The organism is Sphingosinithalassobacter sp. LHW66-3 (genome assembly GCF_050703275.1).
Lineage (GTDB): Bacteria > Pseudomonadota > Alphaproteobacteria > Sphingomonadales > Sphingomonadaceae > Sphingomonas.
The window spans coordinates 2,358,736-2,383,946 of the sequence record NZ_CP193482.1 but is presented as its reverse complement, the minus strand read 5'-3'; the positions used below and the strand labels follow the sequence as shown (position 1 = coordinate 2,383,946).

The 25,211-nt window shown below is 63.9% G+C and carries 26 protein-coding genes; 23 read left to right on the top strand and 3 right to left on the bottom strand.

Annotated elements, in window-relative coordinates:
* The first annotated feature begins 14 nt into the window (after window positions 1–14).
* The 3 genes from ACQ450_RS11685 to ACQ450_RS11675 are packed head-to-tail and all read left to right on the top strand — an operon-like array spanning window position 15 to window position 4,245.
* The gene (locus tag ACQ450_RS11685; protein ID WP_431469375.1) at window positions 15–1,163 is read left to right on the top strand and encodes an HlyD family secretion protein; all 1,149 of its coding nucleotides are present in this window, start codon (window positions 15–17) and stop codon (window positions 1,161–1,163) included.
* A 3-nt stretch (window positions 1,164–1,166) separates the two neighbouring features.
* Window positions 1,167–2,720, top strand: coding sequence for a DHA2 family efflux MFS transporter permease subunit (locus tag ACQ450_RS11680; protein WP_187335526.1), 1,554 nt, complete (start codon window positions 1,167–1,169; stop codon window positions 2,718–2,720).
* 37 nt (window positions 2,721–2,757) lie between these two features.
* Window positions 2,758–4,245, top strand: coding sequence for an efflux transporter outer membrane subunit (locus ACQ450_RS11675; RefSeq protein ID WP_431469374.1), 1,488 nt, complete (start codon window positions 2,758–2,760; stop codon window positions 4,243–4,245).
* 114 nt (window positions 4,246–4,359) lie between these two features.
* On the opposite strand, the gene ACQ450_RS11670 is transcribed toward ACQ450_RS11675, so the two are convergent.
* Window positions 4,360–4,578, bottom strand: a complete 219-nt coding sequence (locus tag ACQ450_RS11670; protein ID WP_259963214.1) for a helix-turn-helix transcriptional regulator — start codon at window positions 4,576–4,578, stop codon at window positions 4,360–4,362.
* Entirely contained in the window at window positions 4,571–5,062 is a 492-nt protein-coding gene (locus ACQ450_RS11665; RefSeq protein ID WP_215227339.1) for a hypothetical protein, read from the bottom strand. The genes ACQ450_RS11670 and ACQ450_RS11665 overlap by 8 nt, the downstream gene beginning before the upstream one ends.
* 367 nt (window positions 5,063–5,429) lie before the next feature.
* Here ACQ450_RS11665 and ACQ450_RS11660 point away from each other — a divergent pair, with 367 nt between their 5' ends.
* The 18 genes from ACQ450_RS11660 to ACQ450_RS11575 are packed head-to-tail and all read left to right on the top strand — an operon-like array spanning window position 5,430 to window position 23,147.
* Complete coding sequence (locus ACQ450_RS11660; protein ID WP_187335525.1) at window positions 5,430–5,762, top strand: hypothetical protein; 333 nt, start codon at window positions 5,430–5,432, stop codon at window positions 5,760–5,762.
* A 34-nt stretch (window positions 5,763–5,796) separates the two neighbouring features.
* Window positions 5,797–6,084 carry a type IV conjugative transfer system protein TraL gene (gene traL, locus ACQ450_RS11655; RefSeq protein ID WP_006834208.1) on the top strand — a complete coding sequence of 96 codons (288 nt, stop codon included), beginning with the start codon at window positions 5,797–5,799 and terminating at the stop codon, window positions 6,082–6,084.
* Window positions 6,085–6,096: 12 nt separating this feature from the next.
* Window positions 6,097–6,666 carry a type IV conjugative transfer system protein TraE gene (locus ACQ450_RS11650; protein ID WP_187335524.1) on the top strand — a complete coding sequence of 190 codons (570 nt, stop codon included), beginning with the start codon at window positions 6,097–6,099 and terminating at the stop codon, window positions 6,664–6,666.
* Window positions 6,663–7,478 (top strand): type-F conjugative transfer system secretin TraK, encoded by an 816-nt coding sequence (locus tag ACQ450_RS11645; protein ID WP_187335523.1) that lies wholly within the window; start codon window positions 6,663–6,665, stop codon window positions 7,476–7,478. Before ACQ450_RS11650 ends, ACQ450_RS11645 begins: the two co-directional genes overlap by 4 nt.
* Window positions 7,478–8,794, top strand: coding sequence for a TraB/VirB10 family protein (locus tag ACQ450_RS11640; protein WP_431469373.1), 1,317 nt, complete (start codon window positions 7,478–7,480; stop codon window positions 8,792–8,794). The genes ACQ450_RS11645 and ACQ450_RS11640 overlap by 1 nt, the downstream gene beginning before the upstream one ends.
* A complete protein-coding gene (locus ACQ450_RS11635) occupies window positions 8,791–9,663 on the top strand; it encodes a DsbC family protein (protein WP_431469372.1) in 873 nt (290 codons plus the stop codon). The genes ACQ450_RS11640 and ACQ450_RS11635 overlap by 4 nt, the downstream gene beginning before the upstream one ends.
* Complete coding sequence (locus ACQ450_RS11630) at window positions 9,660–10,232, top strand: hypothetical protein (protein ID WP_431469371.1); 573 nt, start codon at window positions 9,660–9,662, stop codon at window positions 10,230–10,232. The genes ACQ450_RS11635 and ACQ450_RS11630 overlap by 4 nt, the downstream gene beginning before the upstream one ends.
* Window positions 10,229–12,772 carry a type IV secretion system protein TraC gene (gene traC, locus ACQ450_RS11625; protein WP_431469370.1) on the top strand — a complete coding sequence of 848 codons (2,544 nt, stop codon included), beginning with the start codon at window positions 10,229–10,231 and terminating at the stop codon, window positions 12,770–12,772. The genes ACQ450_RS11630 and traC overlap by 4 nt, the downstream gene beginning before the upstream one ends.
* Window positions 12,769–13,149 (top strand): hypothetical protein, encoded by a 381-nt coding sequence (locus ACQ450_RS11620; protein WP_431469369.1) that lies wholly within the window; start codon window positions 12,769–12,771, stop codon window positions 13,147–13,149. The genes traC and ACQ450_RS11620 overlap by 4 nt, the downstream gene beginning before the upstream one ends.
* Window positions 13,150–13,183: 34 nt before the next feature.
* On the top strand, window positions 13,184–13,528 hold the full coding sequence (locus ACQ450_RS11615; protein ID WP_431469368.1) for a TrbI F-type domain-containing protein: 345 nt from the start codon (window positions 13,184–13,186) through the stop codon (window positions 13,526–13,528).
* A gap of 29 nt (window positions 13,529–13,557) precedes the next feature.
* Window positions 13,558–14,046, top strand: coding sequence for a S26 family signal peptidase (locus ACQ450_RS11610; RefSeq protein WP_431469367.1), 489 nt, complete (start codon window positions 13,558–13,560; stop codon window positions 14,044–14,046).
* Window positions 14,043–14,681: a type-F conjugative transfer system protein TraW gene (gene traW / locus ACQ450_RS11605; RefSeq protein WP_431469366.1), complete on the top strand. Its 639-nt coding sequence runs from the start codon at window positions 14,043–14,045 to the stop codon at window positions 14,679–14,681. The genes ACQ450_RS11610 and traW overlap by 4 nt, the downstream gene beginning before the upstream one ends.
* The gene (gene traU / locus ACQ450_RS11600) at window positions 14,678–15,691 is read left to right on the top strand and encodes a conjugal transfer pilus assembly protein TraU (protein WP_431469365.1); all 1,014 of its coding nucleotides are present in this window, start codon (window positions 14,678–14,680) and stop codon (window positions 15,689–15,691) included. Before traW ends, traU begins: the two co-directional genes overlap by 4 nt.
* The gene (trbC, locus tag ACQ450_RS11595) at window positions 15,688–16,440 is read left to right on the top strand and encodes a type-F conjugative transfer system pilin assembly protein TrbC (protein WP_431469364.1); all 753 of its coding nucleotides are present in this window, start codon (window positions 15,688–15,690) and stop codon (window positions 16,438–16,440) included. Before traU ends, trbC begins: the two co-directional genes overlap by 4 nt.
* Complete coding sequence (locus tag ACQ450_RS11590) at window positions 16,437–18,170, top strand: conjugal transfer protein TraN (RefSeq protein ID WP_431469363.1); 1,734 nt, start codon at window positions 16,437–16,439, stop codon at window positions 18,168–18,170. Before trbC ends, ACQ450_RS11590 begins: the two co-directional genes overlap by 4 nt.
* A complete protein-coding gene (locus ACQ450_RS11585; RefSeq protein ID WP_431469362.1) occupies window positions 18,167–18,997 on the top strand; it encodes a conjugal transfer protein TraF in 831 nt (276 codons plus the stop codon). The genes ACQ450_RS11590 and ACQ450_RS11585 overlap by 4 nt, the downstream gene beginning before the upstream one ends.
* On the top strand, window positions 18,987–20,423 hold the full coding sequence (locus ACQ450_RS11580) for a conjugal transfer protein TraH (RefSeq protein WP_431469361.1): 1,437 nt from the start codon (window positions 18,987–18,989) through the stop codon (window positions 20,421–20,423). Before ACQ450_RS11585 ends, ACQ450_RS11580 begins: the two co-directional genes overlap by 11 nt.
* A 12-nt stretch (window positions 20,424–20,435) precedes the next feature.
* Entirely contained in the window at window positions 20,436–23,147 is a 2,712-nt protein-coding gene (locus tag ACQ450_RS11575) for a conjugal transfer protein TraG N-terminal domain-containing protein (protein WP_431469360.1), read from the top strand.
* On the opposite strand, the gene ACQ450_RS11570 is transcribed toward ACQ450_RS11575, so the two are convergent.
* Window positions 23,148–23,351 carry a hypothetical protein gene (locus ACQ450_RS11570; protein WP_431469359.1) on the bottom strand — a complete coding sequence of 68 codons (204 nt, stop codon included), beginning with the start codon at window positions 23,349–23,351 and terminating at the stop codon, window positions 23,148–23,150. It abuts the gene before it with no gap.
* 149 nt (window positions 23,352–23,500) lie between these two features.
* On the opposite strand from ACQ450_RS11570, the gene ACQ450_RS11565 reads away from it, so the two are divergent.
* Both ACQ450_RS11565 and ACQ450_RS11560 read left to right on the top strand, forming a co-directional pair.
* Window positions 23,501–23,860 carry a helix-turn-helix domain-containing protein gene (locus tag ACQ450_RS11565; protein ID WP_431469358.1) on the top strand — a complete coding sequence of 120 codons (360 nt, stop codon included), beginning with the start codon at window positions 23,501–23,503 and terminating at the stop codon, window positions 23,858–23,860.
* Window positions 23,857–25,176, top strand: coding sequence for a type II toxin-antitoxin system HipA family toxin (locus ACQ450_RS11560; RefSeq protein WP_431469357.1), 1,320 nt, complete (start codon window positions 23,857–23,859; stop codon window positions 25,174–25,176). Before ACQ450_RS11565 ends, ACQ450_RS11560 begins: the two co-directional genes overlap by 4 nt.
* The last annotated feature ends 35 nt before the right edge of the window (window positions 25,177–25,211 follow it).

The following is a 25,211-nucleotide window of genomic DNA, read 5'->3' as shown; positions in this document are numbered from 1 at the left end:
CAACGGGCCAAACGATGGCGAGGAGCGAAATTACCATGGCGGACGAGACAGCAGGCGATAGCGATCAAGGCGAACGTCCGAAGGGGTTGTCCAGTCCGCGGGTCCGGCTTGGTCTGCTGATCGCCGTCATTCTGGTCCTGCTCGCCGGGGGCTACTGGTATTACAATCATCAGACGTACGGCCGATTCCAGCAGTCCACCGACAACGCTTATATCGCCGCCGACAGCGTCATCATCTCCCCCAAAATTGCCGGCTATGTCGAGCGCGTACTGGTGACTGAGAATCAAACGGTTGCGTCGGGCGATGCACTTGTGCAGCTGGACGTGCGGGATTATCGCGCCCAGACCAGCCAGGTCGAAGCCCAGATCGCGGCGTCGCTCGCCGGAGCTGATACGGTTCGCGCACAACAGCGAGAGCAGGATGCGGCTATCGAGCAGGCCCGTGCCCAACTTGCCGCGGCATCTGCGCAGGCCGGTCTGGCTGCGGAGCAGGTTGCGCGTTATCGCCCCCTTGCCGCTTCCGGAGCGGAGCCGCGCGAAAGGCTCGACCAGCTGCAGGCCCAGGCCAGAGAAGCGCAAGCCCAGGTCGCGGCGGCGCGCGCCGCGCTCACGGCTGCACAGCGGCGGCAAGGCACGCTGGGCGAACAGATAGACCAAGCCAATTCGCAAGCCAACGCAGCTCGTGCGCAGCTTGAGGCGGCCCGCCTGAACCTGTCGTCGACCACGCTCAGGGCGAGCATTCCCGGGCGGGTGGGTGACCTCACGGTCCGGCCCGGACAATTTGTCCAGCCCGGCCAGCGCCTGATGAGCGTGGTTCCCACCGACCGTCTTTATGTGACGGCGAATTTTAAGGAAACGCAGCTCGGCCTCGTCCGCCCCGGGCAACCCGTCACCCTGGAAATCGACGCGCTGCCCGATCTCGAGTTATCGGGGAGAGTGGAAAGCATCGCCCCCGGGACCGGGGCGGAATTCTCGATCCTGCCTCCGCAAAACGCGACGGGCAATTTCACCAAGATCGTTCAGCGCGTCCCGGTCCGCATATCCATTCAGGCTTCTTCCGAAGTCCTGCGTCTGCTGGTGCCGGGCATGTCCGTTGTCGCCAGCGTTGATACCCGCGGCGCCAGAGACGAACTCGATTCGATCCGCAACGCGGCCAGAGACTGACCGATGGCAGGTGCCTCTGCTGCGGTTGCTCCGCCGGTCGAGAAGGCCGATGCCACGGCCTGGATCGCCGTAGCCGCCGGTGCACTCGGCGCGATGCTGGCAACGCTCGACATCTCGATCGTCAATTCCGCGCTGCCGACGATACAGGGAGAAATCGGCGCGACCGGAACCGAGGGCACGTGGATTGCGACAGCTTTCCTTGTAGCCGAAATCATCATCATCCCTCTGAGTGCATGGCTGGAAAGACTGCTCGGCCTTCGAACTCTGCTCATCGTCGCCGTTTCCGCCTTTACGGCCTTTTCGGTGTTGTGCGGCATTGCCACCGATTTGACGACCATGATCATCGGCCGCACCGGTCAAGGATTCATGGGAGGCGCGCTGATTCCCACCGCCATGACCATCGTGGCGAAGCGGCTGCCTCCATCGCAGCAACCCATCGGAATGGCGCTGTTCGGGATGACGGTGGTCCTTGGTCCGGTCATGGGGCCGCTCGTCGGGGGCTGGCTTACGGAGAACCTGAGCTGGCACTACGCTTTCTTCGTCAACGTGCCCGTCTGCGCCTTGCTCCTGGCTCTGCTCTTCATCGGGCTGCCCCACGAAAAACCTGACTGGGTCTACCTGCGCGAGGCGGATTGGGCAGGCATCGTGGGTATGATCCTTGGCCTTGGCGGGCTGACCGTCGTTCTGGAAGAAGGTCACCGTGAGGAATGGTTCGAATCCACACTGATCGTGCAGCTCACGTTGATGACGATCGTCGGCTTCGCGCTTCTGACTTACGGACAGCTGTATGCACGCAAGCCAGTGCTCAAATTGCGCCTGATGCTCAGCAGGCAGTTTGCCAGCGTCGTGGTCATGGCGCTGGCACTCGGCATGGTCATGTATGGCTCGACCTACGTGATCCCGCAATTTCTTGCGATAATCTCCGACTACAATGCCTTGCAGACTGGGTTCGTAATCTTCTGGATGGGTGTTCCGGCCTTCCTGCTGATGCCTGTGCTGCCCTTCATGATACGAAAGATTCACATCCGGATTGCGGTCGGCGTGGGCATGTTCATCATGGCGCTAAGCTGCTTCGTCAGCATCAATCTGACAGCGGCATCGGGAGGTGGAGTGTTCACCGAAAGCCAATTCCTGCGAGGCATCGGCATGATCCTCACGATGATGTTCCTCAATCAGGCGACGGTAGCTTCGGTTGCCAAGGAGGATGCCGGCGATGCTTCCGGGATTTTCAACGCTGCGCGAAACCTCGGCGGTTCGTTCGCGCTCGCGGGGCTTGCCTCGTTCCAGGATCAGCGCCTGTGGCATCATAGTCGGCGCATGGAAGAAACCCTCAACGCCAACAGCCCCCGGCTACAGGAATACCTGGACGGCATGACGGCGTCGCTGGGCAGCCCACAGGCCGCGCTGGAGATGCTTTCCGGCATCATTCAGCGCGATGCGTTCGTAATGACCTACAACGATGTGTTTTTCGCCATGGGCGCGATTACCCTGGCCACGGTGCCGCTGGTACTGTTCCTCAAGCCTCTCCCGAAGAACGTATCCCTTTCGATGCACTGAGAACTCTATGCGCAAGACCCTAACTCTCCTCGCTCCCATGGCGCTCCTCACGGGTTGCATGTCCGGTCCCGACTATGCCGGTCCCCCGCAACTTGCGACCGCCGCAAGCGACGCGTTCGCACGGGCCGGCCCCGAAATCGATCCGTCAGCGCCGATTGCCGGCGACTGGTGGACGCTGCTCGGCGATCCGGTCCTCAATGATCTGGAAGCACGCGCGCTGGCCGGCAATCCGGGCGTGGCCGCGGCGCGCGCTCGCATCGAACAGGCAAGGGCTTCTGTCCGCCAGGAGCGCGCCAACCGGCTGCCCGCCGTGGCTGCGCAGGCGACTGCGATCCAGGCGAAGATTCCAGGTCTGGATATCGGCAGCGGCCCGCCCGCGGGATCGCCCGGCGCTCCTGCAGACACCGAAGAGCAGGACAGCCTCAGCGTTTACAACGTCGGGCTCAATGCAAACTGGGAGATCGATTTCGCAGGGGGGCAGGCACGGCGTGTCGAAATGGTCAACGCTCAGGCTGCGGCCTCGGTGGCGAACGCCGAGGATTCGAAAGTTCAGCTCGCCGCTGAAGTCGCGCGGGCTTATGTGAGCCTGCGGGAAGCGCAGGGGCGGCTCGAGCTCGTCCAGCGCGAGCGTGAGTTGCAGCAGCAAACTCTCGAATTGACCTATCAGCGCTATACGCAGGGCGCTCTCGCGCTATTCCCGGTCGGCAACGCGAACGCCGAGCTCGAATTGCTCAACTCGCAGATCGCGGAAGCGCAAGCGGACATCGATGTGTTCAAGGACACGCTCGCGGTGCTTACGGGCGAAGCGCCCGGAGCACTCGACGGGCTCCTGACGGCTCAGGCCGAAATTCCGCTTCCCCCCGAACGGGTCGCGGTGGGTGATCCCGCCGCGCTGATAGCGCGGCGGCCGGATGTTCGTGCCGCGGAACGAACGCTCGCGGCGGCGAATGCGCGCATCGGAGTGGCGGAGGCCGCTCGCTTCCCCAAGCTTTCATTCATGGGCATACTCGGTTTGGGCGGATCGCAGCCGGATGACATCTTTGATCTCGGCAATCTGTCAGCGATCGCCTTGCCGAGGCTACAGTGGAACCTGCTTGATTTCGGCCGCACGGCAGCATCGATCGATCAGGCCGAGAGTGCGCGCGACGAGGCCGAAGCACGCTATGTTGAAGTGGTCCTCGGCGCACTGCGCGATGCCGAACAATCGCTTGCCCGGTTCGGGCAGCAACGAGCCAACGTAGCCGCGCTGGCGCAAATCAGTCGACAGGCCGACACGGCTGCGGAGCTTAACGAGCAACGCCGCGCAGCGGGGGTAATCTCGCAGGGCGAGCTCAACACTTCGATCCGCCAGCGCGAACAGGCCAGAGCAAATCTCGATCGGGCGATCGCCGCCATGACAAATGGCTGGATCGCGATCCAGAAGTCCTTGGGACTGGGATGGGCCAATTTGCCTGAAGGCCAGACCACGGTGGTTGAGTCGGCCACAGTCGATCGAGATAGGGCTGGGCGATCGAACTCAAATTGAGTTCGTCGGTTTGCTTTGGTAGATCTCGGGCGCGCGGTTTCCAAGCCTAGCTGCGGCGAATAGTTATGCTGGTGGTGATGGCGCATTCATCCGATCGTAACGACTGCTATCTGTCTACCTCTTGAGTTGGCTCTCGACCCAAGCAATTATGTCTTCCTCCCCCCATGCGACCGCATAGCCACCCAACTGCACCGGCTTTGGAAACTTACCCTCGCTCATCCAGCGATAGATCGTCGAACGGCCGAGGCCGACACGGTGCTGTACTTCGGGCAGACGAATGAGACGGGTGACCCGGCGGGTTTCGGTCGCTCCCTTGTCGATCTCCTCACCCACGATGGCCTCCTTCGACACCGGCAAAGACATCGCCAAGCAGCGCATCCTTGCGTTCGAGCTCATCGATGTGATCGGAAAGCAGGCGGGCGACACGATGCGCGGTGCCCTTGGCCCAACGCGGCTTCACGTCGTGGACCTGGTTACCCAGGACACGCTCGAGAGCCGAGGGCAGCTCACCGGAAAAGTCCTCGAAGAATTGCGCGAGGTCAGATTGCAGCCACGCGATTGCGTGATCGCCGCTACTGACCAGAAACAGGAGCAAGTGCGCGTGCGGCGCGACGCCGCTTGCGGCGAGAATGCGCAAGGTTTCGCCGAGGCTGGCCGAGCGTTCGCCGGCAAGGACGCGGCGCAGGGCATCCTTATGGATCTGCGCGTCACGCGCGATATCGCAGCGGGCACGGCCGCTGGCTTCGACAGCGGCCAGAAGAAGCCGGGCGAGGTCCGCGCGAACCTGTTGTTCGGCAAAGAGCGCCATGTTGGTCATCGACGAATCCTTATCTCTAGAAGTGATCGACTCACCGGCTAACCGCTAAGGAAGCCTGTAGGAAAACGAAAAGAACATTAAGAGAACATAGAAGAAGGAACGAATCACCTTCCTTCGACGATTCGCGCGAATTCCGGCCGCCGGCGCGCGTATCGAGGCTCGCTTCGCGCAGAAGCCGGCACAGTCGGCGCTGCTCCGCGATCAGCCTGCGCGGATCCCGTCCATCACACCTTCCGATGTCGCATTTCGCTTGGTCGGTAGCCCCAAAATCCAATTCCCGATTTCCTACAGCCCGGCTCCGGGGAGAGGAAAGAACATACAGCGAACGCATCGCTGGCTGATGTTCAATCCCTCGGAGTTTCCATCCATGACCACCAAGACTGCCCTTCCGGCCCAGCAGCGCACGCCCAATCGGGCCCGTGGCCGCGACTACATTCTTCCTGCCTGCGTGGCGCTGGCCTGCGCCGGTGCCGCCTTCGCCGGCGCCGACACCACCTTTGATCCCGCGCTCACCAAGTTCACCGACTTCCTCGAAGGCTCGGGCGGCAAGATCATCACCGTGCTCAGCCTTGCAGGCGGTCTGATCGGTCTCGCCTCCGGACGCTTCTCGCTCGGCCAGGTCGCCGTGCCGGTCGGCGTCGGGATCGGTGTCGGCACCGGCGTTCCGATCGTCACCTCGGTCGTGACCGCGGTCATCTGATCAGCGGATCCGGTCACGACAGGAGGGCGGCATCATGGCTGACAGGTACCTCGTTCCACGGCGGCTCGACGACCCGGAGCTCATCGGCTTCTGGACCATCGACGAGTTTGCAGGGATTCTCATTCCCTTCGCCTGGGGCATCCTCTCGCAGCATATCTTTATCGGTATCGGCCTGGCCGCCGGGGCCTGGCTTGCCTTGCGGAAGGCAAAGGCACGCGGCGCCGGTTCGGCACTGGTGCATGCTGCGTACTGGTACCTGCCCGGGAGCTTTCTCGGGCTGAAAGCCACGCCGCCCTCCCACTGCCGCCTGTTGGCGGGCTGAGGGAGGCGACCCATGCGAGCAGAATTCGCGCACGAACAGGCGCAGGCCTATCTCCGGCAACGCAACCGCTTTGCCGTGCTGGCAGGTGTCCTGGGCCTCACCACGCTGGTCAGCCTCGGCGCCGCGGTCACTCGCGACGAGCAGGTTGTGCTGGTGCCGATCACCGCCGAGCGCATCACCGTCTCGAGCGGCGGGATCGACGCCCCCTATCTCGAGCTCGTCACCCGCGACACGGCGCTGATGCTCCTCAACCGGGCGCCCGAAAGCCTCGACTACTGGATGGCGAACATTCTGAAGCTCGCCGATCCCGCCGCGCACGGCCGCCTCAAGGCCGAGCTCGTCAGAATTGTCGAGGAACAGCGCGGCTCGGACATCAGCCAGGCCTTCGTGATCGCGGAAATGCATGTCGATCCCAAGGCCCTGACCTCGACCGTCACCGGCACGCTCAAGACCTTCGTCGGCGCGCAGGTGATCGCGAGCCAGCGCCGCTCCTTCCGTTTCCGCTGGTCGAAGCGTGGTCTCAGCGTCGCGCTCGCCGGCTTCGAACAACTTCCCACCGACAAGGAGGAACCCGGCCAATGAGCCTTCTCCCATCTCCCCTCGCTGCTGCGCTTGCCGGAACCGGCCTTGCCTGTTTCGCGATCGGCGCGACAAGGCGCCCCGATCCCGGACTCAAGCTGACCGGCCTCGCCGTGCTTGCCTTCGCGCTCGCGCCGGTCCCGGCGTATGCCGACCAGTTCGTCGAAGCGGCCGACAACGCGACCATCGACTGCGAACTCGCCCGCGGCGAACTCACCCGGATCGCGCTCATCGATGATGGCTTTGCCAATGTCTCGAAGATCGCGAGCGGCTTTCCCTACAACGACTTCCAGGTGACAAACGAGCCGGTACGCGGAGACATCTATATCTCCGTGCCCCCGCTATTTGCCGCTGCCCGGGTCAGTTTCTTTGCGACCAGTAAGGCGGGCTATGTCTACAAGTTCGCCTGCCGCCTCGGCGGTGAGGAAGCGACCCAGCTCTTCATTACCAATCCGGCGCTGGCTAAAGCCGCGGCTACCGAATGGGAAACCGAGACCGGACCCGAGGACGCTGCGATCCGCCTGATCGAGGCGATGGCGAGCGATGCAGTCCTGCCCGGGTTCACCGCTCGTGCTGAACTGTCTGCTCCGCGCCGCACCGGCGGGATCGAGGTCCAGCTGGTCGCCGAATACCAGGGCGATGAACTCACCGGACAGCGCTTCCTCGTACGCAACCTCAGCCAGGAAAGCCTTGCGCTTGGCTCCGAGCGCGAGGGGCCAGCAGGCGCGCTCGCCTTCGCCTATGGCCGCGATGCACTCGCTCCCGGTGAAGCGACCAGTGCCTTCCTTGTCTTTGCCAAGGGAGGGCTCGACTGATGGCCGAGGCAACACAGAAAGACGCCGAAAAGAGGCCTCTGCCGGGCTCGCCGGAAGCGCGCGAAAGCGGACGGCGCAACCTAAATTCGCAAATCGCGCAGCGCCAGAAGATGCTGCTCGCCGGGATCGGGGCCATCGCGCTCATCGGCGGCGGCATGTTCATCTTCGGCGGCGACGGCGACGAGGGCGGCACCGATGCCAATGGTGCTGCAACGATCGACACCGGCGGCCTCGTCAATCGCAACCTCTCGCAGCGCGAGTTCGTCGCGAGTTACGGTAACCGGCTCGATGCACAGGGCCGCGCGATCAAGGATCTGCAGCAGGCCCAGCTACCGCGACCCGAGATCGAGCAGGAACTCGAAGCGCTGCGCAGCGAGAACGCGCAGATGCGCTCCGACGGCCAGGCAGCGATCGACGCGATCTCGGCTGAGAATGCCAATCTGCGTTCACAGCTCAGCGACGCTGCAAAGGCCCCTGCGACCGCACCGCCCCTACCGCCGCCGCCTGCCTATGGTCCCGGCGTCGGAACCGGCGGGGCTGTCCAGCCACCGCAAGGAGCGCCGGAAACGCAGGGCGGACAGCTCAGCCTGATGAGTTTCAGCACGGAGGCGGGCAAGGACGGCAAGCCTCGCGCGACAGAGACTGCGCCGGCCTTGCTGCTCGAAGCGAGCCGCGATTACCTCCCTCCCAACAGCTATGCACCGGCAACGGTCATCGTGGGTGTCGATGCCTCGACCGGCGTTGCCAGCCAGAGCGATCCGCTTCCCGTGGTGCTCCGGATTACCGGACCGGCCCGCTCGGTCATGCGCGGCAACAAGCTGCTCACAACCGACATCACCGGTTGCCTCGTCAACGGCGCGGCGCGCGGCGATCTCTCGGCCGAGAAGGTCTACGTCAAGCTGGTGCGCATGACCTGCGCGCAGCCTGGCGGCCGCTTCGCGGTCAGCGAGGTCAAGGGGTTCATCTCCTTCGCCGGAAAGTCGGGCGTGCGCGGCCGCGTGGTCAGCCGCGAAGGCAGCCTTGTCAGCCAGGCACTGCTGGCCGGGATCGTTGGCGGCTTCGGTCGCGGATTTTCCGCCAACGCCAACGGCATCTTTACCGGCCAGGTCGGCGCCAACGGTCAGCGCGAGGCGCTGTCGCCGACCGACATCCTTGCCGGTGGCTTTGGCCAGGGCGCCGGCGAGGCTGCCGACACCGTCAGCCGATACCTCATCGAACGCGCCGAACAATACCAACCCGTCGTCGAGATGCCGACCGGCATCGAGGTCGAGATCGTCTTTCTCGACGGCGTCCACGTCAGGAGCCCCTCCAAATGAACTACAATGACTCGCCGCCAAGCCTGAAGGCCCGCGCCGCCCACCTTGCCCTTGCCCTTTCGAGCGCCGCCGCCGTGCTGACGCTCGGCGTCTCTGCCGTCACCGCGATGCCCGCGAGCGCCGCCGGCCTGGCGAGCGATGTCGCGCAGGCACTGAAACTACGGCTGCCCAAAACCCCGATCGATGCGATCAGCTGCGACACGCTGGGCCCCTGGTGCGAAGTCGTCTCGGGCGACACGCTGTTCTACATCGACGAGGCCGCTCGCTACCTGTTCGTGGGTCGTCTCTACGACATGGAAGAGCGGCGCGACGTCACCGCTGCCCGCCTGCTCGAACTCAATCCCGACCTGCTCGCGGCCGGTGCGGCGCGCGTAGCCAGCGACGTCCCGGCGGGTCGCGACGAAGCGCCTGTCCAGGCGGCCGCCAGCCATGTCGACCTCTCGTCGCTTCCGGCTGCAGGCGCGATCCACTGGGGCAACCCCAAGGGCGAACGCCTGGTCGTCTTCTCGGATTTTCAGTGCGGGTACTGCCAGCGCCTGGCGGGCGAACTCGCCAAGGCCAAGGTCCATGTCGAAGAGCGACCGATCTCGATCTTCGGCGCGGCAAGCCGCAAGATTTCCGAGGCGGTACTGTGCGCAAAGGATCCGCCAAAGGCGCTCCATGCGGCCTACGCCGGCCAGGCGCTGGCGACCGGCAAGACCTGCAAGGACGCCAAGGCGCTCGATGCCAACGAAGCTTTTGCGAGAGCCAACGGGTTTGCCGGAACCCCGGTCATCGTGCGCGCCCGCGATGGGGCGGTGCTTCATGGCTACCGCGACGCCCCGGCGATCCGCCGCTTCGTGGCCGAAGGCAAAGGAGAGCCGCAATGAATCGGCTTTCGATCCTTCGCGCCGTGGTGCTCGCCGCGCCGCTCCTCTTGGCCAGTGGCTGCGCCAGCCTTGGCGGCAATGTGAAAGGCAGTTTTGCCTGCCGCGCTCCCCAAGGGACCTGTGCGCCGACCTCCACGATCGATGCCGGGGCGACCGGCATCGAAAAGGCTGACACGTCTGACGCGCAGCGGACGGTGACTCCGACCGGCGAAGCGGTTCGCCGCTTGCAGATCGTGTTGACGCCCTACCGTGACGCGGCGGGCCGCGACCATGAGGCGCGGGTCATTCACCTGACGCTGCCCGAACAGGCAGGGACAGGCTGGCGGCCCCCGCAGGGCCGCCGCGAAGTCCTGCGCTCGCTGGCATCGACCATTGCCGCGACGCGCGCGGACAACCCCGCAACCGATTTCCAACCAACAGACATATTGCCGGAACAGCTGTTTATCCCCTCGCAGCCCGTTCCGGCGATGCCCGGCGCTGACGCGCCGGAACCCGGGGGACCTGGCTCGTTTTCCCCTCCCCGCGAGCCGGTCCCCCACCCTGACATGACCGAAGGAGAGAGCCGGTGACGCTATCCCTTGCAGCCGCGCGCGACGCGCTCTCGCGGGGCCTGTTTGCCGACACGACTCGGCCTGAGAAGCCGCAGGCGCATTTCGGGCTCGACATGCTCTCGGACTGGCTGCCCTACCGGGTCTATGACGAGGGGGCGAAGCTCTACCGCAACGCCCGCTCGAAAGGCTTCGTGCTTGAAGTCACCCCGCTGATCGGGGCCGACGAACGGACCGGCGAGATCCTCGGGCAGTTCTTCTCCGAAGGCCTGCCGCAGGGCTCCTGTCTCCAGGTCCTGAACTTCGCATCTCCGCGGATCGGCAGCGTGGTCGGCCCCTGGTTCGCTCCGCGCTATGAGCAAGGCGGCATTTACGAGGCCATCGCCAGGGCGCGCACCAGGCGTCTTTACGATCTCGTCTGGAATTCGGGCTCGGCGCATGCGCCTTTCCACGCCCGCAACGTCCGGCTGATCGTCTCGCTCGGCGTGCCCGTGCCCGGCAGCGTAACCGACGCAGAACTCTCCGAATGCCGCGAAGGGCTGGTGGGCATGCTCCATTCGCTCGGCCTCCACGCGCAAGAACTGCGTCCGGGCGGCCTCTTGGCGCTGATCGACGAGCTTACCTCGCCGACCACCGCGCATGAGACCGATATCCATGCGTGGAACCCGCATGATACGCTTCAGTCCCAAGCCATCCGCCGCGACATCGAGCTCGAGGTCGGCGACGATCGTCTGATCCTCAGGACCGAGCGCTTTCGCGAGACGGGCCGCGACGAGGAGGGAAATCCTGAAGTCGGCGAATGCTATCCCGACCATTTCGATGTGCGGCACTATGCCGTGCGTTCTACCCCTGAGCGCTGGGCGCCCTGGGAATGCGCGCGGCTCATCGGCGACATGTTCACCGACAAGCTGCGCTTCCCCTGTCCGACGGCAACCATGCTGTGCCTCGTCTACCCCGACCAGGAAGCCGCCTCGGCGCGCGCGGGCTTCAAGTTCATGCGCACGACCAGCCTCAGCCAGACCAAGAGCGCGCGCTTTCTTCCCAAGCTCGCCGAACAGTCGGCCGAATGGCGCCACGTCCAGGCCGAACTCCAGGCCGGCAAGAAGCTCGTGAAGCTGTTCTATGGGCTCACCAGCATCTCGCCGCTCGGCCAGGGCGATGCGCACGAGCGCATCATCAAGGCGATCTACAAGGCAGCGGGCTGGGATCTTGCCGACGAGCGCTTCCTCCAGCTGCAGGGCCTCGTTGCTGCCTTTCCCCTGAGCCTTGCCGATGGCCTCGCCGACGACATGGCGCGGTTGAAGCGTCTCAAGACCATGCTCTCGACGACCGCAGCGCATATCGCGCCGATGCAGGGCGAATATCTCGGCGGCGTGATCCCGCACCTCCTGCTCGTCGGCAGGCGCGGCCAGCCCTTCTGGTGGTCGCCGTTCGAAAACACTGCCGGAAACCACAATATCGCGATCTGCGGCAAGTCGGGCTCGGGCAAGTCGGTGCTGCTGCAGGAGCTCTGCGCCGCCCTGCGCGGCGCAGGCGCCAAGGTCGTGGTGATCGACGACGGGCGCAGCTTCGAGCATTCGGTCAAGCTGCAGGGCGGACGCTTCGTCGAGTTCACGCTCGCCTCGGGCTTTTCGCTCAACCCTTTCTCGATGGTCGACGATGCCCGTGCGCACGAAGACGAGGATTACCGCCTCGACTGCTTTGCCATGATCAAGGCGATTGTCGGCCAGATGGCGCGTCCGGGCACCGCGCCGAGCGACACCGAACGCGGACTGATCGACCGGGCCGTGACCGCGACCTGGGAGGCCCTCGGAAGCGGCGCATCGGTCGACGATGTCGCGCATGCGCTTCATGGATCGGAAAGCGAGGCGGGCCGCGATCTCGCCACCGCGATCGCGCCTTTCTGCCGCGGCGGCAGCTACGGCGGGTTCTTTGCAGGCAAGGCGAGCTTCGCGCTCGACGATGATTTCACCGTCTTCGAGATGAGCGACCTTGCAAGCCGCGAGGAACTGAGGAGCGTTGTCCTCTCGGCGATCATGTTCATGACCAGCCAGGCGATGACGCGCTCATCGCGGGCGACCAAGAAGCTGCTGCTGATCGACGAGGCCTGGGCCATGCTCAAGGGCGGCTCGATGGGCGAGTTCGTCGAGACCTATGCCCGCACGGCGCGCAAATATGGCGGCGCGCTCGCCACCGCGACGCAGTCCCTCAATGACTATTACAAGTCCGACGGCGCGCGGGCCGCGCTCGAGAACAGCGACTGGATGCTGGTGCTCCAGCAGAAGGCCGAGACGATCGCCGATTTCAGGGCGAACGCGCGGCTCGACATGGACGACCGAACCGAAACGCTGATCCGCAGCCTCAAGCGTTCGGGCACCGAGTACAGCGAGGTCTTCATCAAGGGCCCCGAGACCGAGGCGGTCGGCCGGCTCGTGCTCGATCCATTCTCGGCGACGATCTACTCCTCCGATCCCGACACCTATGCCGCGATCCAGGACTGCGAGCGGCGTGGGCACAGCCTCGCCGGTGCCATCCGGATCGTGGCGGGAGGCGGACAATGATGGTCTCGCATCTCGCCGACCGGACCCCTCCGGCCAACCTGCGCAGCCTGCTGCCGTTCCTGCAAGGGAGCTGCTTCGTCCTCATCGAGACCGCACGCTTTGCCGCGACCTCGCTGCTGATCGTGCTGGGATTGCCGCTCGCGCTGTTCCTGTTCGTTGCGGGCTGGGACCTTGGCGGCCTCTTCACCCAGCTCGCCAATCTGTCGGACCGCTACCTTGAGGCGGGCGCCCTGCGCCGCAGCCTGTTCAGCCAGGACCTCAAGGGCTGCTTCCTCGTCCTGGCGGGCGCGGTGACGCTGTTTCGCATGCCGCGCTTCCTGAAGCGGCTCGCGGCCGATCTCGACAACCATCCGGCCCGGGAGGCAAACCGTGACTGACACGCGCAGATTACCATCTTTCAATCGCCCACTGTTGCTCAGAATTCTCGGGGTTCTTGCGCTCGTCGCCGCACTGCTCTGGGCGGCCTGGGTCAGCCGCGAACTGTCGGAACCGCGCCAGCAGATCGTCACTGTCCGGCTTGCCGAGACCATCGCGGGTTTCGTCGATGCCGAAGCGCGTGGAGCACAGGATCCCGAAGCCAGCCAGGCGCGCGTGCTCGCCTTCCTCCAAGCGTCCGAACGTGCCGTCGCGGAAATGGGGACCGATGGCCGCGTGGTGCTGGTCGGCGAAGCGGTGCTCGCAGGCGATGCCCCCGATGCCACCGACGAACTGCGCGCACGGATCGCCCGCCAGCTTGGGCAGGGAGGCGGTCAGTGACGCACTTTGCCTCTCGTCTTGTTCGCACGATGAAACGGCCGCTCGTCCTGACCGGCCTGGTGCTGCTGCCACTTGGATGGGGCACGGTCGACGCCTTCGCGAAAGACCATGCCTTCCTCATCAATGCCAGCCCGAGCCTGCCCAACTGGGCGTTCTGGCTCGACAAGCATGCGCGGATCGAGCGCGGCAGCCTGATCTTCTTCGAGCCGCCGGCAAGCAGACTCGTCGAAGTGCATTTCGGAAAAGGCGCGCAGCTCTTCGGCAAGCGGGTGCTCGGCGTGCCGGGCGATGTCGTGAGCCACCGAGGCCACGAGGTCTTCATCAACGGTCAAAAGATCGCCGCGCGGCTCAATGAGACCCGTCTCGGCATTGCGCTTCACAAAGGCCCCGAAGGCCCGATCCCCGAGGGCTGCTTCTACACCGGGACCAGCCATCCCCGCGGCCTCGACAGCCGCTACGCCGAGATCGGCTTCGTCTGCCGCGGCCAGATCCTCGGCAGCGGGAGGGCGATCCTGTGAGCAAGCTCGTCCTCCCCGCAGCCCTGGTTGCAGTGCTGCTCTGTCCCTCCCATGCACTGGCGCGCGACTATGGCCAGCGCGGCACGGTGTTTCCCGTGATCGAGCGCGACCTCCTCGAGCAGATCCATTCGCGCCTGACGCAGATGGAACGCTCGGGCGAGACCGCGCGGCTCAATGAAGACCTGAAGCGCCGCACTATCGCGCGCGTGAACCGGCCCGACCCCGTCGCCGGGATCGTCCGGGCCAGCGAAGCCCGGCGCTGGCACTTCGACCCCACGATCACGCTCGCTGCCGATATCCGCGGGGCCAACGGCGAGCTGATCCATGCCGCTGGCACGAGGGTCAATCCACTCGACAGTGTTGGCCTTCGCGCCGAACTCCTGTTCCTCGACGGCGACGATCCAGACCAACTCGCCTGGGCACTCAAGCAGAATGCCAATGCCAAGCTGATCCTGGTGAAGGGCGCGCCGCTCGAGCTGATGAAGGCCGGCCAGCGGCGCTTCTATTTCGACCAGGGCGGCAAGCTCACGGAGAGGTTCGGGATCAGGTCGGTGCCCGCGCGTGTGCGCCAGCAGGGCCGCCTGCTCGAGATCAGCGAGATCGCGCTGCCGCCGAGAAGGATGACGGCCCAATGACCCGCTTACGAAAGCTGGCGCTCGTGCTGGCCGCCATTCTTGGTCTCGCCACCGCAACGCCTGCCATGGCCGATGCCGGTCCCGGGCGCTGCACCGGTAGCTTCGTCAACCCGATCACCGACATATGCTGGTCGTGCCTGTTCCCGATCTCGATCGGCGGGCTGGACATCTGGCCGTCGAGCCGGCCCGATCCCGACAACCCCGACCTGCCGGTGTGCCTGTGCGGTCTGAGGCCCGGAATAGCGATGGGCTTCTGGGAGCCAGTGCGGCTTGCCGATGTCAGCATGAAGCCGTGGTGCTTCGTGAACCTCGGCGGCATGAAACTCGATCCGGGTTTCGATATCGGTTTTCGCTCGATCTCGGGTCCGTCGGCGGTGGGCGGCGCGAGCCAGTATTATTCGAGCTGGCATGTCCACTGGTATGCCTATCCACTGATCTACTGGATGGAGATCGTCGCCGATTTCCTGTGCCTGGAATCGGGTTCGATCGACATTCTCTACATCTCCGAGATCGATCCGCTGTGGCAGGATTCCGAGCTCACGGCGATCATCAACCCTGAAGCCGTTCTCTTCGCCAACCCACTGGCGCTCGCCGCTTGTGCGGCCGACTGCGTCGCCTCGACCGCGAATCTGCCGATCGACGAGATGTTCTGGTGCGCGGGCTGCCAGGGGTCGATGTACCCGATGAACGGCAATGTCTCGGCTTCGATCGGGCACGTCCAGGCCTCGCGGCTCGTGCTCTCGCGCTTTGCCTACAAGCTCCACCGTGAACTCGTCTCGTGGGGGACGATGGGGTCCAAGGGCCTGTGCGGCAAATATTTGATGCCGGTGATGCGCAAGCAGCAATACCGCTTCCAGGCCACCAATCCCAACCCGGCGACCTCGGGCCGTTACGCCTGCCCGCCCATCGGCGCCTCCACCACCTTTCAAGTCGCAGGACAGGTCATCCCCGCCATCGGCGAAGACATGGGATACCTCGTCTGGCGCAAGCGGAACTGCTGCGCGCTATGAACAAGCACCTCCTCCCTTTACCCGTCTGCCTTGCCCTCACCCTCGGTGGCCTCGCTCTCGCCCAGAGCGCGCCTGAAGGCATCGACCTCGAAGCGATCCGCGAGCGTGCGGCCGAACACGCCGACGATGCGCAGGCGCTCAGCACCAATGTCCGCCAGCGCGCCGAGGCGCTGACCGAAGACGCACAGGCAATCCAGGCGCAAGCCCAGGCCAATCGCGCAGCCTATGCGGACAGCATCAGGGCAATCGAGGCCGACGCCGTCCTCGACTTCGACGCGATGATCGCGGGGCAAGCCGCCGCAGAGAAGGCATCGCTCGGGGGAGCTCCACGCTTCATCGCCTTTGCCAGCCTGTCGATGCCGCCCGAGGCGCTGAAAGCACTGGTCCACGACATGACCAGGGCGGGAGGCGTCACCGTGCTGCGCGGCTTCCCGCAAGGAAACAGTGAGGCGTTCAAGAAGCGGCTCGCCGCAATTTGGAGCAACCGCGACGCGGCCGGTTCGCTGGGCATCGATCCAAGGCTATTCCGCGCGTTCAACATCGAGGCCGCGCCGAGCTTCGTCATGCTGAGCACCGAGTTCAGCCCCTGCGACGGGTTCGATTGCACCAGCGAGGTGCCGCCACACGACCGTATCGCCGGCAACATCAGCGTGGGCGAAGTCCTCGAGACCTTCGCCTCGGGCAAGGGTCCGGGCGCCGAGCTTGCCCGTCTCCATCTGCGCCAGCTCTCCAGGGAGGAACGGCCATGACCGGCAGAACACTCGCCAATCTCCTTGCCGCACTCGTCGCCCTCACAAGCGCGGCTTCCATTCAGGCTCAGACCCGCAATGAAGCCCGCTCTGACGGCAAGGACTTTGCCACCGAGCTGCGGGGCGAAGCGCGCGAGGCAGCAACGACCAATCCCGACGCGGCGCGCGTTCCCAATTTCGATCCGCAGGCGACGCGCGACCTGCAGGATCTTGCGAGCGATCCCGACCAGATCGAGGCCCGCGCCCGCAGCGTGGCAACGACCAGCACGCCGATGCGGACGATCCGCGACAGCATAGCTTCGCGCGCGCAGTTCAACCCGGACGAAATCGCGGACATGCTGGCGCGGAGCCGGACCATCAACGAGACCCCGCTCGACTACACCAGCGGCATGGCAATTTCAGGCAGCCAGGGATCCTGCGTTCCGCTGCCGCCTGGATCGGGCGCGGCGGGCACATATACCGCGACCTGCAATACGGGCACGCGGATCGATCAGTCGGTGGGCCAGTGCACAGTGCCACTCGTCGCCAAGGTCAGCCAGCAACCGCAGTATCATTACCTTTGCAGCCCATTGGGCAGCTTCAACCTGTCAGGTGAGCCGGATTGCGAAGAGTTTTCGGGCGCTCTTTGCCGGGTGACCGGACACCGGGACGGTCCTTGCTTGCAGTGGGGTTGGTCCGGCGGTCGCAAGTGGTGCACCGAGCCGGGCGATCCGATTACCGAGCTGACCTGCGACGAACAGGTCGCGGGACAGACGCCCTACCGCATCGCCACGGCGACCACCGTCACGACGACCCCTGACGAAAGCCAGTGCACAGGTCTTGCAGGCAATAGCGATTGCACGCTGGACGCAGAGATCTGCACCGATACCGATCCGCAGACCCGCGTGGTCGATGGTGTCGCTGTCACACGGCCATGCTGGGAATGGCAACGCAGCTATACCTGCATTGCGCGCGAAGCGGCGACCGACTGCTCCGACATCGAAAGCCAGGGGTCCTGCCGCTTTGTCCGCGAGGAATGCCTTACAGACGAAACCCCGTGCGAGACCTGGGAGCGCATTTACGAGTGCCCGCTTCCCGGTACCGACAGCTCCACCCAGTATGTCTGCGAAGGCGATGTCTATTGCATCGACGGCAGCTGCGAGACGATCGAGCGCACCGCGAACGACGAGTTCAAGGATGCCGTCACCGCGCTCCATGCGATGGACGAGGCCCGCGGCCAGTTCGACCCCGATACGCTGACGCTGTTCCGCGGTACGCGCAACACCTGCTCGTCCAAGGTCTTCGGCGTGCTCAACTGCTGCAAGGGCAAGGGCTTCCCACTCATCCCCGGGATCAGCCTCTTGGTCGCGCTCGGCTGCAGCCGCGAGGAAGTGCTGCTCCACGAACGCGATGCGCAGGGGCTGTGCGCCTATGTCGGGACTTATTGCTCGGACAAGTTCCTCGGCGTCTGCCTGACCAAGAAGAAGGTCTACTGCTGCTTCGAGAGCAAGCTCTCGCGGATCCTGCAGGAACAGGGCCGCCGCCAGCTGCCCAAGCCCTGGGACAAGCCCAAGGAAGAACAGTGCGAGGGGTTCACTCACGACGAGTTCGCCCGGCTCGACCTCAGCCAGATGGATTTCAGCGAGGTCTATGCCGAGTTCACCGAGGCTGCGCGGCTTCCCGACGAGCTCGAAACCAGCATCCTCATCCAGCAGAAAATCGAAGACTATTACGCAAGGGGTGGCCAATGACGCGCCGCCAATCACTGCCGATGCTGGCCCTCCCAGTACTGGCTATGTGTCTCGCTGCACTGCTTCCCGTTCGAGCAGTTGCCCAGGAAGCGCGCCAGACAGAGCCAGCTGCGTCGGCAGACAGCCTCTACTGCGAGCAGCGCAGGCTCGGCTACTGGTTCTATTGCGTAAAGCCGGTGCCGGCAGAGGAGCCGCAGATGGCGCAGCCACCGGCCCAGGTAACCGCCACGCAAGAACTCGACGCGGTCACGGGGGAACTGCGCGAACTCAAAGCGCGCGCGATCCTCTATCCGACGCCGGAAAACGTCACCGCCTATATCCGCTTCCAGCGTGCCCAGCTCGACCGGGCTTCGCTGTTCTCCGATGTCTGGCAGCGCGCGATCTGGCAGGATCCCGAGCTCGACTACACGCTCGAACGACCGGTCGGCGCGCTTGCCAAGAAGCAATGGCAGGACGCGCGCGCTGCCGACCGCGATGCGGTGATGGCCAGGCTATCCGAACGCTATGGCCTGTTCTACTTCTTCGCCCAGACCTGCGGCGCTTGCGAAGTGATGAGCCCGATCGTGCGCTCGGTAGCGGACCGCTGGCATATCACTGTCCGGGCGATCTCGACCGATGGCGGACCGTCCCGGCACTTCCCCGACTACAAGGTCGAAAGCGGCCAGCGGCCGCGCATGGGGCTCGAACCCGGCATGACCCCGGCGCTCGTGCTGTGGGACAGCGTGGCCAGGCGCCCGATCCCGATCGGATACGGCGTGCTCTCGGCCGACGAGCTGCAGGATCGCATCTACCTCCTCACCTCGAAGGAAGCCGGACATGATTACTAGCATCCGCAATGCGGCGCTCAGCATAGCTGCCGCCAGCATGGTCGCGTCCCCCGTCGCCGCAAACGTCGGCGACAGCATGGACCGCTTCATGGACGACATGGGCGCTGCGGCCAATGTCACCGGGCCGAGCGCGTTCGAAGGCCAGTCGGCGGGCTATTACAGTCTTGGCAATGTCTGGACGCGCTTCCCGCAGAAAACGACCAACATCGCCAACCTCCAGCTGCCGCGTGCCCGCGCAGGCTGCGGCGGTATCGATATCTTCGCCGGGTCCTTCTCCTTCATCAACGCGAGCGAGATGGTCGCGCTCTTGAAGGCCGTCGCCAACAATGCGGTGGGGTTCGCCTTTAGTCTGGCGATCGATACCGTCTGCCCCGAGTGCTCGAAGATCATGCAGGAGTTCAGCCAGAAGGCGCAGCTCATGAACAATCTCTCGATCAACTCCTGCGAGATGGCGCAAGGGCTGGTCGGCGGCGTCTGGCCCAAGGGCGATCTCGCCGACAAGGCGATCTGCGAAGCGATCGGCAATTCCGAAGGTATCTTCACCGACTATGCTGCCGCCAAACACGGTTGCGGCACCAGAGGTCGGCGCGCCTCGACCAACGAGGGCGCTGGCGCCGATTATGCCGACGTCAATCCCGGTGTGCCACGCAATTACACGTGGCATGTCCTCAAGCAGAGCGCCTTCTTCAACCCCGGTGGCACATTCGACCGCGATCTTGCCGAGTATGCGATGACGCTCATCGGCACGGTGATCTACGTGCCGCCCCGCGACGACGAGCCGGGCAAGTTCGTGCCTTTCGCAGGCGACGCCTCCTCGACGCTGGTGACCGCACTGCTCGACGGGACACAGGGCCAATCGGTGCGGGTGTTCCAGTGCGACGAGCCCGACCAGTGCCTCAACCCCACCTTCCAGCAGATGAGCCTCTCGAGCGCAAAGGCCATCCGGCCGCGCGTTGCCCGGCTCATCGGCAGCATGGTCGAGGCCATCCGCAGCGACACCGCGATTGGCGACGAGGAGAAGGAATTGCTCCAGGTGGCATCGGTGCCGCTCTACAAAATCCTCACCGTGCAGGCGGCCTATGGACGTGGGATGGCCACCGACGACCGCGACACGCTGGCCGAGATCGCCAGCATCGATCTTCTCTATGCCATCCTCGAACGCATCACCGCCGAGGCCGGACGCTCGATGGCGAGTTTCATTGCGGCCGACGAAGCCAAGCTTGCAATCTGGCGCGCGCAGGTCGCCGAGGTCCGGTCAAGCCTCGCCCAGCGGCAAGCTACCGGGCAAGCCCGGGTCTCTGCGATCATGCAGATCATCGAAAAGACGGCGATGATCGAGAATATGCTCGCTGGCTCGATGTCACCGTCGATGGCCGCCGCGCTCGACTGGTCGCGCGGGATGCAGTCCCGCTCCATCGTTCCATAAGGGTCAGGCAGCATGCTCGAGATTTTCACGGTCGGCGGCGGCGAGTACATCGTCAATGTCCTCAACGCCGTTGCCGCCTGGACTGGCGCGGGCGGCTACAAGAGCTTGATCCAGGTCGCGCTGGTGATGGGCATGGTGCTCGCGGTCATAGTGGTCGCGTTCAACCAGGACTGGCGTGCCTGGCTCAACTGGTTCCTCGGTGCGACGCTCATCTACATGTGCCTGATGGTGCCGCGCATGGACGTCCATGTGACCGACCGGGTCAATCCCAGCCTTGCACCGGCAACGGTGGCCAATGTCCCGCTCGGACTTGCCCTGATGGCAAGTTTCACCAGCCAGGCGGGGGACTATCTGACCCGCTCTGCCGAGCTCGTCTTCGGCCTGCCCGAGGACCTCAACTACTCCAAGAACGGCATGATCTATGGCGCTCGGCTGCTTGAATCGACGCGGAGCTTGCGCATTTCCGATCCGGAGTTTGCTGCGAACTTCGACGAGCATGTCCGGCAATGCGTGTTCTACGATCTGCTGCTCGGACGCTACTCGATGAAGGAGCTTTCCGAGAGCGATGACATCTGGGCTACGATCGCACCGGGTAGCGCGGCGCGCGCGCAGAAATTCCTGACCCGGCAGGCCGACGACAGCGTGACGGCCTCGATCATCACCTGCCGCGAAGCCTACACCGCGTTGTCGGGGCAATGGGCGAACCTCATTGACGAGATGACGCTTGTCGCGGGGCGTCAGCTTTATCCGCGCCAGACCGAAGCGCTCGCCAAGGCCAAGCTCATGGCCGATCTCCCGATTGCCTATCAGTATCTCACCGGCATCTCGCGCAGCGCGAGCGACATCTTTCGCCAGGTGCTGACGATCAATGCCATGAACCAGGCCATGCACGGCTTTGCCGGGGCGAGCGGAACGGGCAGTATCGACGTCTTCGCGCAGACCCGGGCCGATATTCAGACCGAGCGGACCTATTCCTCGATCGCGCACAACGCCATGAAATGGGTCCCGATCCTCAATGTCGTGCTGACGGTGGTATTCTACGCGCTGTTCCCTGTCCTGTTTCCGCTGTTCCTGATGCCGCGGACCGGTCCCATCGCGCTGAGAGGTTACGTTACCGGCTTCTTCTACCTTGCGGCGTGGGGACCGCTCTTCGTCATCCTGCACATGATCCTGATGTTCAAAGGCGCGGGCGATGTCGCCGCCGCTGGCGGCAGCACAGGCCTCAGCCTCGCGACCTTTGCCGGCATAAGCGACGTCAACAGCGATATCGGCATCTTGGCGGGCTATCTCGTCGCCTCGATCCCGTTCCTTGCTGGCGGGGTGGCACGTGGTGCGTTGGCGATCTCGGGCCAGGCAACGAGCTATCTCAACCCGAGTCAGAACGCGGCCGAGGAAGCCTCGCGCGAAGCGAGCACCGGCAATGTCTCGCTCGGCAATTCGAACATCGACAATTCGACGGTGTTTTCCCGCCAGTTTACGCAGGGCAATCTTGCACCCAACATCGCCTATGGCGCGGCGCAAACGCGTGGTTTCAGCGACAGCGGCACGCAAACCACCAGCTTCCCCGATGGCGAGTTCGCTGCTGTCCCGAATTCACTCTATCCGTTCACGCCGACACTGGGGCAGGATTTCACCGGGCGCCTCGGAACGATGGCGAGCCAGAGCCGGACGCAGAGCGAGACCTATGCCAACCTCGCCCAGCAATCGACGAGCTCTGCGCTCACCCGGTTCAGCGAGATCCGCAACGCCTACAGCCAGGGTCAGAGCTCCGACACGGTCAGCGGCGTCGGCACGAACGACAGCATCGGCACGGCATTCAGCGAAGTCGACAATGCCTCAAGGACTCTCCAGCAGCAGTTCGGCCTGTCCCGGCGTGCCTCCGACGACATTACGATCTCTTGGTTCCTCAATGGCGAGGTAAATGGTGGGGCTGGAGCCAATGTTGGCGTAGCTCAAGTGGGTGCCAAGGCCAGAGGTGGCCGCAACCAGTCATGGACAGACAGCGATACCGGAATCGCCTCGGAAGACCGCGGCAGGATCATGGGAACGCTGCGCCAGCTTTCCGACAGTCGCAACTGGTCGAATACGCGTGAAGGCTTTCTGCGCGAGACGAGCTCAAGCTCGGTATCACAGGTATCGACCAGCTCGTCGGGTCTCAGTCGATCGCTGACCGAAGCCGAGAGCTATACGCGAGAGGCGCGTCGGGCCGAAGAGATGGCCAGTCGCCTCGAGAATCAGGCCAGCTGGTACGAGGCCAACAGCGCCGCAGGCACGCTGAACTTGAGCCAGGCCTATCGCGAATGGGGCATGGCCGAGATGGAAGCCAATCGCGACTATTACGGGCCGGTGCGCTTCGACGACATCGAGTTTCAGATGAGCGCGCGCGGCCAGCAGCTGCAATCTCGGTTTGTCGAAAGCTATGCCGATCGGCTGCAGGACGACATCGAAGCCGACCTTTCATTGCCGGACTTCGCTGCTGTCAGCCGCCCCGGGATCGGAAGTGCTGGGCAGGTGCGAGCTAGGGGAGCCGTGGGCCCTGTGGGTGGTCCCTCAATGCCCGATGCTCCTGATCGGTCTGACATCACGGATGATGTCGAGCGGATTCGCCAGCAGGGTCGTGGAAGGATTGGTACCGTTCGAGGTTACCTGGACCGCCAAACGCAGGGCGCCACAGGTGCAAGCGAGGACGCGGCTGATGAGGTGAAGGAGTGGGGCAATAGGTGATTACAGGATCACGTCCTGCACAATCACAAAGACGACGAAACCGATTAAAATGAACGCAGCGGCGAGGATCACTGCTCGAGCCCATCCATCGGCCCAGGCCTTCTTCCAAGAGTATGACGTGAAGCGATTTTCGGAGATGGCACGGTCGATCTCTCGCAAGCCTTCCCAGTCACTCTTGTCTTTGTGACCTTTCTCGTCTTTCATTTTCATCACTCCAACCGACATAAAGTAGCAAACTTGATGCATTATGGTCGATAAACCAATTTACGTCTCGATATTGACACATTAAGTATCTTCATGTAAAGATGCAAAATCGCTACACAAAGCTCCATATTGGAGATAATGTCTCGATAATGCCTCATTATGATTCACCAGATCTGCGCCCTCTCTCGGTGCTGCTATCCGACCTCGGGAAGCAGATCGAAGCGTATCGCATATCACGCAATCTCAAGCAGGCCGAGCTTGCGGAAATGGCGGGCATCTCGCGTTCAACGCTCGTCCGCCTGGAAGCCGGCAATGGCGGAACCATCGATAGCCTTGCCAGGATAATGCGTGCACTTGAAATTGAAGACCGCCTTCTGGATGTCATGCCGGACGCCAAGCTGAGCCCGCTCGATCCCCGGTCCGACACCGGCAAGGCGCGGCAGAGGGTGCGCAAGTCTTCTGAAGTTGAGGCTGGCGAGGAATGGAGCTGGGGTGACGAGGCCCCATGACCCGCGCCGTAGTCAATCTCTGGGGTCGTCAGATCGGCGCCGTCCTGTGGGATGAGGATCGCGACGTTGGGGTTTTCGAATACACTCCGGAATTCAGCCGTAGCGGCATCGAAGTCGCCCCACTCACAATGCCCCTACGAAGCGGCGTCTACGACTTTCCCGCGCTGAATTACGAGACCTTCAAAGGGCTACCGGGCATGCTGGCCGACAGCCTGCCCGACAAGTTTGGCAACGCCCTCATCAACCGTTGGCTTGCCGAGCAGGGCCGCACAGCCGACGGCTTCGATCCGGTCGAGCGCCTTTGTTACACAGGCCGCAGAGGCATGGGCGCGTTGGAATTCGAACCTGCCACCGGTGAGCGCCGTGAACAGGGGCGGCCGGTCGATATCGCTCCGCTTGTCGAGCTCGCTAACAGGGTCATTGCCGCGCGTGAAGAACTGGCCGGTGTGCTCAAAGGTGAGGATGATCACCGCGCACTCCAGGAGATCCTGCGCGTCGGAACCTCTGCTGGTGGCGCCCGGGCCAAGGCCGTCCTCGCCTGGAACGAGGCGACGGGAGAATTTCATTCAGGGCAGCTTACTGCAGGGCCCGGCTATACGCAATGGCTGGTCAAATTCGATGGCGTGTCGGGCAATGCCGACAAGGAACTCGCCGACCCGATGGGCTTCGGCCGGCTTGAATACGCCTGCTATCTGCTAGCACGAGAGGCTGGCGTCGACATGGCTCGCTCTCGTCTGCACGAAGAAGGCGGGCGGGCACATTTCATGACCCAGCGCTTCGACCGCACGCCAGACGGCAAGAAGCTCCACATGCAGTCGCTTTGCGCGATGCGGCATTTCGATTTCAACCTCGCTCGGGCCTACAGCTACGAGCAGGCGATCGAGACAATCCGCATGCTCGGTCTCGGACGCGAAGCGATCAAGGAGCAGGTGCGCCGCGCGCTGCTCAATGTCTTCATCCGCAACCAGGACGACCACACCAAGAACATCGCCTTCCTCATGGATAGCTCGGGTCGCTGGAGCCTCTCGCCCGCATTCGACGTCGTGTACGCCTACAATCCCGAAGGGGACTGGACCAATGAGCACCAGATGTCTCTAGCCGGAAAAACCGACGGCTTCGAATTTGAGGATTTGCTGGCATTCGGGAAGTTTGCAGATCTCAAAACTGGTGAAACAAAGTCCATAGTTAAAGAAATTGTCGCGGCCGTCAGTGATTGGGAGAAACATTGCCGTAAAGCTGGGGTTCCCGGTAATCTCGCTGCCAACGCGATGCGCGGCTTTCGTCTTCATCTAGCGAATGGCGAAACGGAATTTTGATTTTGAAACTGACGCTCGGACGAAGTCACAACCAA

Coding starts and splice junctions, on each gene's coding strand:
- ACQ450_RS11685 (WP_431469375.1), top strand. CDS start 15: ATGGCGAGGAGCGAAATTACCATGGCGGACGAGACAGCAGGCGATAGC.
- ACQ450_RS11680 (WP_187335526.1), top strand. CDS start 1,167: ATGGCAGGTGCCTCTGCTGCGGTTGCTCCGCCGGTCGAGAAGGCCGAT.
- ACQ450_RS11675 (WP_431469374.1), top strand. CDS start 2,758: ATGGCGCTCCTCACGGGTTGCATGTCCGGTCCCGACTATGCCGGTCCC.
- ACQ450_RS11665 (WP_215227339.1), bottom strand. CDS start 5,062: ATGACCAACATGGCGCTCTTTGCCGAACAACAGGTTCGCGCGGACCTC.
- ACQ450_RS11660 (WP_187335525.1), top strand. CDS start 5,430: ATGACCACCAAGACTGCCCTTCCGGCCCAGCAGCGCACGCCCAATCGG.
- traL (WP_006834208.1), top strand. CDS start 5,797: ATGGCTGACAGGTACCTCGTTCCACGGCGGCTCGACGACCCGGAGCTC.
- ACQ450_RS11650 (WP_187335524.1), top strand. CDS start 6,097: ATGCGAGCAGAATTCGCGCACGAACAGGCGCAGGCCTATCTCCGGCAA.
- ACQ450_RS11645 (WP_187335523.1), top strand. CDS start 6,663: ATGAGCCTTCTCCCATCTCCCCTCGCTGCTGCGCTTGCCGGAACCGGC.
- ACQ450_RS11640 (WP_431469373.1), top strand. CDS start 7,478: ATGGCCGAGGCAACACAGAAAGACGCCGAAAAGAGGCCTCTGCCGGGC.
- ACQ450_RS11635 (WP_431469372.1), top strand. CDS start 8,791: ATGAACTACAATGACTCGCCGCCAAGCCTGAAGGCCCGCGCCGCCCAC.
- ACQ450_RS11630 (WP_431469371.1), top strand. CDS start 9,660: ATGAATCGGCTTTCGATCCTTCGCGCCGTGGTGCTCGCCGCGCCGCTC.
- ACQ450_RS11620 (WP_431469369.1), top strand. CDS start 12,769: ATGATGGTCTCGCATCTCGCCGACCGGACCCCTCCGGCCAACCTGCGC.
- ACQ450_RS11610 (WP_431469367.1), top strand. CDS start 13,558: ATGAAACGGCCGCTCGTCCTGACCGGCCTGGTGCTGCTGCCACTTGGA.
- traU (WP_431469365.1), top strand. CDS start 14,678: ATGACCCGCTTACGAAAGCTGGCGCTCGTGCTGGCCGCCATTCTTGGT.
- trbC (WP_431469364.1), top strand. CDS start 15,688: ATGAACAAGCACCTCCTCCCTTTACCCGTCTGCCTTGCCCTCACCCTC.
- ACQ450_RS11590 (WP_431469363.1), top strand. CDS start 16,437: ATGACCGGCAGAACACTCGCCAATCTCCTTGCCGCACTCGTCGCCCTC.
- ACQ450_RS11585 (WP_431469362.1), top strand. CDS start 18,167: ATGACGCGCCGCCAATCACTGCCGATGCTGGCCCTCCCAGTACTGGCT.
- ACQ450_RS11580 (WP_431469361.1), top strand. CDS start 18,987: ATGATTACTAGCATCCGCAATGCGGCGCTCAGCATAGCTGCCGCCAGC.
- ACQ450_RS11575 (WP_431469360.1), top strand. CDS start 20,436: ATGCTCGAGATTTTCACGGTCGGCGGCGGCGAGTACATCGTCAATGTC.
- ACQ450_RS11570 (WP_431469359.1), bottom strand. CDS start 23,351: ATGAAAGACGAGAAAGGTCACAAAGACAAGAGTGACTGGGAAGGCTTG.
- ACQ450_RS11565 (WP_431469358.1), top strand. CDS start 23,501: ATGCCTCATTATGATTCACCAGATCTGCGCCCTCTCTCGGTGCTGCTA.
- ACQ450_RS11560 (WP_431469357.1), top strand. CDS start 23,857: ATGACCCGCGCCGTAGTCAATCTCTGGGGTCGTCAGATCGGCGCCGTC.